The sequence below is a fragment of the Acinetobacter sp. WC-141 genome, assembly GCF_000313935.1.
In the GTDB taxonomy this organism is placed as follows: Bacteria; Pseudomonadota; Gammaproteobacteria; order Pseudomonadales; family Moraxellaceae; genus Acinetobacter.
This window is the reverse complement of the sequence record NZ_AMSS01000016.1, coordinates 102,362-110,938: the sequence shown is the minus strand read 5'-3', so window position 1 is coordinate 110,938 and position 8,577 is coordinate 102,362. Positions and strand designations below refer to the sequence as shown.

Annotated in this window: 11 protein-coding genes; all 11 read right to left on the bottom strand. The window is 39.5% G+C overall.

Annotated elements, in window-relative coordinates; genetic code table 11:
• Window positions 1-78 precede the first annotated feature (78 nt).
• Window positions 79-834 (bottom strand): hypothetical protein, encoded by a 756-nt coding sequence (locus ACINWC141_RS03275; RefSeq protein ID WP_009387726.1) that lies wholly within the window; start codon window positions 832-834, stop codon window positions 79-81.
• A 109-nt stretch (window positions 835-943) separates the two neighbouring features.
• Window positions 944-1,495 carry an Acb2/Tad1 domain-containing protein gene (locus ACINWC141_RS03270; protein WP_009387756.1) on the bottom strand — a complete coding sequence of 184 codons (552 nt, stop codon included), beginning with the start codon at window positions 1,493-1,495 and terminating at the stop codon, window positions 944-946.
• 121 nt (window positions 1,496-1,616) lie between these two features.
• Window positions 1,617-1,769: a hypothetical protein gene (locus ACINWC141_RS20260; protein ID WP_002047127.1), complete on the bottom strand. Its 153-nt coding sequence runs from the start codon at window positions 1,767-1,769 to the stop codon at window positions 1,617-1,619.
• A 15-nt stretch (window positions 1,770-1,784) separates the two neighbouring features.
• Window positions 1,785-2,027 (bottom strand): hypothetical protein, encoded by a 243-nt coding sequence (locus tag ACINWC141_RS03265; protein WP_034677476.1) that lies wholly within the window; start codon window positions 2,025-2,027, stop codon window positions 1,785-1,787.
• Window positions 2,024-3,127, bottom strand: coding sequence for a minor capsid protein (locus tag ACINWC141_RS03260; RefSeq protein WP_009387755.1), 1,104 nt, complete (start codon window positions 3,125-3,127; stop codon window positions 2,024-2,026). The genes ACINWC141_RS03265 and ACINWC141_RS03260 overlap by 4 nt, the downstream gene beginning before the upstream one ends.
• Before the next feature lie 9 nt (window positions 3,128-3,136).
• Entirely contained in the window at window positions 3,137-4,480 is a 1,344-nt protein-coding gene (locus ACINWC141_RS03255; RefSeq protein WP_009387739.1) for a DUF4055 domain-containing protein, read from the bottom strand.
• A 39-nt stretch (window positions 4,481-4,519) separates the two neighbouring features.
• Window positions 4,520-5,836: a phage terminase large subunit family protein gene (locus ACINWC141_RS03250; RefSeq protein WP_009387784.1), complete on the bottom strand. Its 1,317-nt coding sequence runs from the start codon at window positions 5,834-5,836 to the stop codon at window positions 4,520-4,522.
• Window positions 5,820-6,374, bottom strand: coding sequence for a DUF2280 domain-containing protein (locus tag ACINWC141_RS03245; RefSeq protein WP_009387751.1), 555 nt, complete (start codon window positions 6,372-6,374; stop codon window positions 5,820-5,822). The genes ACINWC141_RS03250 and ACINWC141_RS03245 overlap by 17 nt, the downstream gene beginning before the upstream one ends.
• A gap of 58 nt (window positions 6,375-6,432) precedes the next feature.
• Window positions 6,433-7,074 carry a putative metallopeptidase gene (locus ACINWC141_RS03240; RefSeq protein WP_009387769.1) on the bottom strand — a complete coding sequence of 214 codons (642 nt, stop codon included), beginning with the start codon at window positions 7,072-7,074 and terminating at the stop codon, window positions 6,433-6,435.
• A complete protein-coding gene (locus ACINWC141_RS03235; protein WP_009387786.1) occupies window positions 7,043-7,510 on the bottom strand; it encodes a hypothetical protein in 468 nt (155 codons plus the stop codon). The genes ACINWC141_RS03240 and ACINWC141_RS03235 overlap by 32 nt, the downstream gene beginning before the upstream one ends.
• Before the next feature lie 60 nt (window positions 7,511-7,570).
• Window positions 7,571-8,026, bottom strand: coding sequence for a hypothetical protein (locus tag ACINWC141_RS03230; protein ID WP_009387764.1), 456 nt, complete (start codon window positions 8,024-8,026; stop codon window positions 7,571-7,573).
• Window positions 8,027-8,577 lie beyond the last annotated feature (551 nt).

Here is an 8,577-nt window from a genome sequence, read left to right as displayed (position 1 = left end):
TTATTTAATACGTACGGTGTGAATAACTCGGGTACGATTACATCAGCAATTTTTGTCTCAGCCATTAGGCTTTACTCCTTAAAGTTTAATACCGTGTTTTGCCGCTAGCTCTTTAGCTAGTTGCGGATTTTCATTTCGTAATTGCGCCAATTTGGTCATATTCACCGTGCCATCTGCTTTTAAGATGTCAGGTTGACCTTTTGAGTTGTTACTACCTGGTGCACCCATACCATTAGGTTTAGGCCAGAAGTACGGCTTTTGCTCGCGCAGGGATTCAACCCACTCTTTTGGTGATAACGGCGTCTTGCCATCTTTACCAATGATTACTTCGCCGTTTTCGTCAACAGCTACCGCTTTGCCGTCCTCGTCTAAAGCAAATTTAGACTGGGCAAGAAATGCGATATCTGCAGTCGCTTCTGGTAAAGCTTCAAGTTCAACAGCAGCCTGAACGATCTGGCCCTGCACGACCGATTGCTTAAACTTATTCGCATAAGCTTCAGCATTGTTAGCTCGCGTAGTTTCGGCATTGAGCAAACGGGCATGCTCTTCACGCATCTTATCGGTACGTTTCTGAATGACTTCTTCAATCTTGCCTTCTGCAATAAGTTTGGATTCTTCATCCTGATTTGATTTATCAAGCAGGACCTTGATTGCATCCAGATCTAAACCCTCAACCTTTGATTTCAATGAACCTAGTTCATCTTTCAACTCTTTTTTATCTTTGATAAGTTCAGCGTTCTTATCTTTAAGACCTTTAACAGCTTCATCAACGGCGGCTTGAATAGCTGCTTTAATTTCAGGATTTTCCAAATCAACTTTGATTTCGTCTGGCATTTAAAAATCTCCTAGAGATACCGCTTAGCGGGTTTAATTGTTGAACCCTCTGCTTAGCTTCAGGCATTAAAAAAGCGCCCATTAGGACGCTGTATTTCGATTAATAAAGTTAAGCGATGTTAAAACCTTCAACACCACGCTTCTGACGATTTCGGGTACGTTGCTCTAGCCACATTTGACCTTGCTCAATATTGGTAATAGCAAGTGAATTTTCGCGGCAAGGAAACTTTTCATTCAGAACACGTAAACGATGTAAAACTATCGCAAGTAATGCTTCATTCGTGATGCCATTTACTCCAACTTCCTTAACTGGACCAAGTTGAAATTGAATTGGAGTAAGTGAATCTCCAGTTACGATGTCATAGAAATGACCGGTTTCAAGAGACTGTTCACCATCACGGGTTTTAACAGTTTCGTTATGGGTAACTGTTACTCCATTATCATCTTTATGAATTTCACGGCCCATTACACAATTTTGAAAACCATCTAGTTGATATGAATGCTCAAAAACATCTTTTGGCGACCAAGAAATATAACCTTCATGATCTGGATGATTAGCCTTGCCACCATCTTTGTATTCGATTAAATAACCAGGATCACTTGGGTCTTCATTTTCAGGGATTTGCCACCCTTGGTATTCATTGTATTCACCACGCGTCATGGGCGTTGCTAAAACTGACCTAGTACCAATGTATGCAACCATAGATGCTGTTAATAGTTTCTTGCTCATTTTAATACTCACAAAAAAAGCACCCGAAGGTGCTAAGGTTAAAAATTAAGTTCTAATTGATGAGTGCGATTGCTTTTAATCTTTCAAAAGTAAAACCATAAATTGCCATGGCTCTTGAAATCTTAATTCGAAGAAAAGGCACCAGAATTAATTTTGTGCTCAGAATATATTGAGCATCTGACATATTGATTTGCTTTTCAGACATTTGTAGTACCTTTAGCTACGTTTCCTTTGCACCCCAAACCCTTTGTCTAGGTTCGTCACCAACCAAGCGGATTCCTTGAGGACCACCTACATCAAATGTTGCTGTAATAGTCGCTGGACCCTCAAAAACACCACAATTCATCTTTACAGAGGTTAATCCAGCTAATGGAATACCTATTTCCTCGTCACAAAGGGCGAGATGAGAAGATCTATCTGAAACTCTTTTAAGTACTAAATGTCTAACTTTTGACTCACTCATAAACCCAACTCCTTAAAGGTTTGCTCATCCAACTTTCGAAGTTGGTCTAATGTGTACAATCGCCCTTCAGGATCGAAGAACTTATCAAAATCAAATTTCCCTTCCTTATAGAGCTTGTAACGCTTCGGCCCTAGCCACTCTTTTTGGAAGAAGTCATCTGTCTTTTTGAAGAACTCTTTAAATGTAGTGTTGGCATCTAGCTGCCCTATTAATTGGCTTCGCTCATCTTTTGGAATGTCTTTAACTCGACGTTCGTCCATTACAAATGGCCGTTCGCCAACAAGCAGACCATCTTTTTCGACTGGTACCAAAATGCTCCGGCAGTTAGGATGTAACGGCGGTACCCGTTTTGCTGGATCGTTAATCTCCCAAACCGCACCATCAAGTGAAGCACACAGTTTAGATGTTCTTCCGTCTAATGTAGCTACCAGTCTTACGTATTCAAAACCAATCTGGTTAAAGCTATTTAGATATGCTTGATTGGCTACATGACTACGAACTGTTCTCACGGTACGGTCAATATCAGACTTTGAGCCACTTAATAGCCCATCTTCAAAATTAAGGCGCTTTGTACCACGAATCCGCTGGACTATTTCCTGATTAGTTTTGCCTGAGCTAATCCCATCACGGATAGCATATTCGACCTTTTGACGTGCACTTTCAGCAATCTTACTTAGAAGATCATCTACAAGAGCTCCACCAACTAAAGGGACTTTCTTAGCGGCAGTAAACAGCTTTTCACCGTTAGGTTTCTTAATCTTGCCGCCGTATAACTTAGCTGTGTAATTAGCCTCATATACAGCCATTGCAGTTGCTGAAACTGCAAATGCTTCAGGCAATGAAGAATTTAGACTTGTATGCCAACCGGATATTAAATCTCGTATCTCCTTGAGGTTGGCCGTTGTGTAAAGACCCGCTGCAAGGGCTGCTTTCTCAGAATCATTTAACTCATCCAACAAATCCCGAAGCTTTGCCAGCATTAAAGCTGACTCATCTTTAAAGATTGTTAGTAATTCATTAACTGATTGAGACGATGCCCGGAACAAATATGCTTGATGTTGAGTTAATACCTCGAGCAGTGATTTATCTTCTGAGGCCATTTATTACTCCTAAAGCGGCAAACTATCTCGCTCACTTTCAACACGCTTCAACTCTTCCTGAAAATCATGAGCTGGCAACTTACCAGTAGCGATATATTCCCAATAGGTCTGGAACGAATTCTTTCCAGCTATGGCGCCTTCATATAGTTGCTTAGCAAGATTGATATCGTATTGCTGAACAATAAATTCAGGATCGACCGTAAAAGAGTATTTAGATGGATCTAGCTTTAACCATTGGGCAGCATATTTGATAGCCTGCTCAATAGCCGCAGCAGCACAAGTGACAATGCTATGTAGGCTTGCTTGTTGGTCATCCTGACGCGCACGTCGTGCTTCACCTGATTCTTGTGAGTTGGTATCAATCACCTTTGCTCCAGCTTCTAGAGCGGCATTCTTTTGCGCATCCATTTCATGCTTAGTGAGTTCAATACCATTACCTGAAATTTCCAAATAACCACATTGCGAATCTTTGGGCAGGCTCCAGACAGCCATTACACCTGTAACGCTAAGATCGGGATCTTCATCATCAATACCGTTAATCCATGGTTGCGGGTGCGCTGTATGGTGAAGTGACTGAAAATAGTCCGCACTAAGCTGGTAATACTTGAGTGCTGCCTTGGCCATAGTAAGCAATGGTACCGTTCCAACTTGTGGAGAATTATCGGTCGTACCACAGAAAACAAACGGCGTGAAAGATAGCTGATTACCGCCGAGATCTGGCGTTTTATCTTCTTCAACAGAGCCATCAAATAATCGAACTGATAAAGCGCCGTCTGTCATAGATAAAACACGATGAACTGTCTTTGTGTTATGGCCAAATTCATCTTCACTATTATCAAATTGCTCCTCAAGCACTAATAGTTTTAGATCTTTGCGGCCACCAATACTGTTTTCTTTCCAGTTAATAATGGATAAAGCATCGTAAAGCGCGAAGTAAGGCACGCCATTAGCATCGACATCAACCAGCAATCCACAGCGACCATATTCCAATAACTCTAAGCAAATTCGGATAAAGAGCTGTTTAAGACCAAATCCGTCATTGGTTGCATTCGTGATAAGCCCTTGCAGCAAAGTGCTTTCAATCACAATATTTGGATCTAACTTTGAAACCAAACCAATCATCGTGCGAAGAGAATCTTGAACCCATAACGGATACTGAGCACGGCTTAAATAAGCTTTGTAAATCTCTCCAGCTGTATCTCCCTGCTTTTCAGCTTCAATCATGCCAGCCGATTTAGCCAAGTACTTTGTTTGTGCCTGTTTGATCTGCTCTTCACCGGCAACGGCGTCACGCATAATCAACCAGCTTTTTTGTGCAGCAATATACTGCGGATGTTTATCAGTAACTGCCATAAAAACACCAATAAAAAAGCACCATTAAAGGTGCGTTGTTTAAGACATTCCGCGAATCCTTCGAACTCCAACAGATTTCTTGTCGATCGGGAATAAATAAGCGATTGGATATGTACCTGCATCATTCATATGGTCAAAACCGGCACTCTTATCCGGCTGTCCATAATCATCATAGATTTGTCGCTCTAGGCATTTGGCAAAGTGAGGACATTTATCTACATTTACGAATAATCTACGCTCAGACAAAGTATTGCAGAGCATACCGTTCATTGAGTTAATACGATCTTTAACTGCTGGGTTTCTACTGTTCACATGGACTTTAAAACCAGCCTTTCTTAATAAAGCCAGATCCGTTTCACTAGCATTGCTCGACTTCCGGTTCTCACCTGAAGCATCGGGATAAATCGCAACCTCATGATCTGGATAACGCTCTTGGATAGCCTCGATCATTGCTGGAGTATCGAATAGATTTACGAACTCATCGACCGCATGCATATGCTCACCACGTCGAACATACACCACAGCAGCCATCTTGGTTACGTTAAAGTCCATCCCAATATGAAGTACATCATTTACCTTAACTGTTTCAGTTGATGCATTTAGCAACCGATTAAAACAATAGTAGATAACACCCTGATAGCTCTCAAAGCTTGCTTCATATTCCTGACTAAAGGTCTTAGGGTCCATTTTGCGCTTTGCAACAATGATTTCAGACTCAGGAATATTTCCCCCCTGAAGGGATGTATAAGAAAAGCTTTTACAATCTGGTTCATGACCGGGCTGACCATCCATGAATGTGTCATAACAATGATTAAAGCCTTTAGGCGTACCAATACGTAAAACATGACCCCCTACTCGCTGCTCTCCATTCACCACATATTTACAAGTAGAAAGCATCGGGCGAAGTACTTCTTCCCATGCAGCCCATTTACAATCTGCCCATTCATCAATAATTAAGAAAAATAAACCAGATCCACGAAGGTCATCATAGTTATCTAGACCTACAACTCGGATGATATGGCCACTTCTTAAAGTAATTGAGCATTCAGTTTCATTCGGCTTTCCAGCTCGCCAAGATGCCGGAATTGCTTGTTTTAATCGCTTCCAGAAAACCCGTTTTGCTTGCTTAAATGTAGGCGCTGCATACCAAATTTCATCTTCAACAGAAACATTCCATTTTGCGGCAAGTCTAGCTGCTCTTCGCATTTCCGCTTTGGCCAAGAAAGTCTTACCAAAACGTCGACCACAAACAGCATCACGGAATCGGGCTTCTTTTTGCCAACCCCATAAATAGATGTTTGCTTGTTTAGGTGTTAATTGAACTGAACCTTCTGGAGGATTAAAGAATTGGCTCATTTGGTATCTCCTCATCAGGATTCAGCACAAGCTTGTAATCCTCTTCAGGTGGACGATACTCAGGGGGATTCACTTCACGCTGTAACTTCTGAAGTTCGAGCTTTTTAATCTCAAGCTCTACTTCAGCTTTGGTTTGGTTTGCGTCAGGATTACCTTTATTAGCTTGTTCCCCCTTCTTGTCATAAAACCCTTTCATAATCTTTTGTATTTGGTCCACGATCTTAATAGTCATGGTCACATTGTTTTTTTTAGTCCAAAGCAAATCACTTAAAATCTTCAACTGAACAATGTCATTTGCTCCACTAATTTTATTCAGTGGCTGACTCAAATACTCTTCTCGAGTTTTTTCAAAAAATTCCTTGAGCTCTTTACTTAAATCTCTACCAGCAAACTTTGTAGGGTCGTATGACTCTACCTGCTGTCTCGAAACATCAATGTCAAATTCTTCCTTGACGAGACTTACTGTTTCTTGAGGGGTATTAAACGCAGCAAGCGATTGTACAATAAAGAGTTTCTGCTTTTTGTTTAAGGTCGCCATTTCTCTCTATCCGTCAAGGTACGTCAAGGAAACATGGCAAAAAAATGAGCCCGAAGGCTCAACTTATTAAACATGTCCCACAGCACTTTGAAATATTCACATCTGATACAAACGGCGCTTGATTCGCCACTTCAATTAGTCGCTTTACGCTTTCGTCCGCTCCCCATCTTTTAACTACGCCAACAAATTCTTCAACGTCATGGCCCGCTAAATAGTGTTTAGGCAAACCAGTCATTTCACTAATTAACGGATCACCATCTTCATCACGTTCAACTCCTATGTGGTAAAGCTCATGCTCTATCAATGCACAGAAATCACGATCAGTCGCCTGATCGCAATGACTTGCATCAATTGTGATGAGGTACACAGGCACATACCCAAACCAATCGCGCATTTGCTGCTCTTGACGAGCTTTTTTCCACCCGCCCTGATTAAACATAACTTTTTCACATTGGCCTAAAACCATGCGCTTTTTAGCCATACAAGCCGATGATGCCCAAGCAAAAGCCATGAACTCCTCATTGTCATGTATTAGTTCAGCAATATGGTCATGGTCAGGGTTATGCAAAGGACCACCAATAGTTAAAAAATTTGCAATTACCCAATTCATTAAATCAGGGGCTGGCGCCAATCGAATTGCTTCTTCTTCATCTGCCTGATCCATAAAATCAGTTGGAGGAAATGGTCTGATCTGATCCATTAAATATGTGCCTCTTTAAATTTTTAAGCCACTGACTAGCGTATTCAGTCCTTAACTGCAAAGGTCCTGACTCATCAATGCGGCATCTTGAAGCCGTCTCTATGCGAACTACTGTGTAGCCCATCTCTTCAGCCACATCATAACGATCAAGACTCCAAGCTTTGTTTTTAAGCTTACCTTTACGTCCACCCGACCAAGGGCCGCCAGCAATTTCAACTAAAATACGATGTTCAATTAAAAGAAAATCAAAACGCCAATGCTTTGTAGATTTAAACTGGAATTTCTTTTCGTATTTAATTTCCAGATTATCTAAAGCTTGAGTAAATTCTTCTTCAGCCTCTAAGTACTTTTGAGTAGCTTTAGGTAGTGGTCTAGATTTGGACTTAGTTTTAGGTTCTTTTTTTCGTGTAAGCCAAAAGTATTCTGTAGAATCCATTATTCTCACCCATAAAAAAACCGCCCTAAGGCGGTGGCAAAAAATAGAGACAACTAACTATTATTTCTTAAAAGTTGCCTTATAAAGCTTTGAATTAAAGTAATCCGTAATTTCTTTACCTTCGGTTTGAATTTTTTCCTCATTTAAAGGTAAAAAATCTAATTCAGATTTCAAGCTCTTATACTCTGGAATAAATTTCTTTATAGGCGGAGGTGGTTTAGGTCCACCTTCTGTAATTTTTTCGATAAATCCAGCTAACCATAAAATATACTCACCTTCTGAATTATGAGGAGGAATCAAACTCACATCTATTTTTACTTTACATTCATCTAATGGTCTACTGAACAATTCAACAAAATCAATAAAATTAAATTTTAATTTAAATTCTGTTCCCTCAATTTCTCTGCGTATACATGTCATAAGTAAGTTCATATTTTCAATACAGTCATGTGAAAACAATTCCTCATCTTTAATTTTGTTATAAATATTTTCCGCAAACATGAGACACTGTGGCATTTCAGCAGCTCCTCATTTTTATAAAGTATTTTTCTTAAGGTAGTCCTATTATAACAATGTTGCAACAAGAAATTTTCCATTTTTAGTTTAAGGAAATTTTAAAAATTATAAAAACGATTATATTCAATAAATTAGTACGAATAAAAGCTATGGAAGTTTGATTTTTCTATTGAGCTTTAAAATGGATTATTGTGTTTAAATCATCAATTTAAAAAGCTTGCCTAGTAGGCAAGCTCCCCCTTTTTGATATTTGCGCTGATCAACAAGGTTTAGTGTTACCTACAGCAACACACTGATAATACAGAAATATTTAAAAATAAAAAAGCCCACTTCCTATTTTTATTCAGAAATGGGCTTAGCGAAAAAAAACGCTTAGACCTGAAATAGGAAATATCTATTCGGAAATATCTCCAACTTCATATTGGCATAATATTTAAGCACTAGCAATAGGGATTGAATTAAAAATATCAAATATTCATATTTAAATAGATAAAGATTTCTTTTTTTAAATGGTTTTATTTTTAGCCTACATAATTTTTTTACTTATCAAG

Bases quoted from the DNA above. Each gene is read 5' to 3' on its own strand.
- ACINWC141_RS03275 (WP_009387726.1), bottom strand. From the start codon at position 834: ATGCCAGACGAAATCAAAGTTGATTTGGAAAATCCTGAAATTAAAGCA.
- ACINWC141_RS03255 (WP_009387739.1), bottom strand. From the start codon at position 4,480: ATGGCAGTTACTGATAAACATCCGCAGTATATTGCTGCACAAAAAAGC.
- ACINWC141_RS03230 (WP_009387764.1), bottom strand. From the start codon at position 8,026: ATGCCACAGTGTCTCATGTTTGCGGAAAATATTTATAACAAAATTAAA.
- ACINWC141_RS03245 (WP_009387751.1), bottom strand. From the start codon at position 6,374: ATGGCGACCTTAAACAAAAAGCAGAAACTCTTTATTGTACAATCGCTT.
- ACINWC141_RS03270 (WP_009387756.1), bottom strand. From the start codon at position 1,495: ATGACGCGTGGTGAATACAATGAATACCAAGGGTGGCAAATCCCTGAA.
- ACINWC141_RS03240 (WP_009387769.1), bottom strand. From the start codon at position 7,074: ATGGATCAGATCAGACCATTTCCTCCAACTGATTTTATGGATCAGGCA.
- ACINWC141_RS20260 (WP_002047127.1), bottom strand. From the start codon at position 1,769: ATGTCTGAAAAGCAAATCAATATGTCAGATGCTCAATATATTCTGAGC.
- ACINWC141_RS03260 (WP_009387755.1), bottom strand. From the start codon at position 3,127: ATGGCCTCAGAAGATAAATCACTGCTCGAGGTATTAACTCAACATCAA.
- ACINWC141_RS03265 (WP_034677476.1), bottom strand. From the start codon at position 2,027: ATGAGTGAGTCAAAAGTTAGACATTTAGTACTTAAAAGAGTTTCAGAT.
- ACINWC141_RS03250 (WP_009387784.1), bottom strand. From the start codon at position 5,836: ATGAGCCAATTCTTTAATCCTCCAGAAGGTTCAGTTCAATTAACACCT.
- ACINWC141_RS03235 (WP_009387786.1), bottom strand. From the start codon at position 7,510: ATGGATTCTACAGAATACTTTTGGCTTACACGAAAAAAAGAACCTAAA.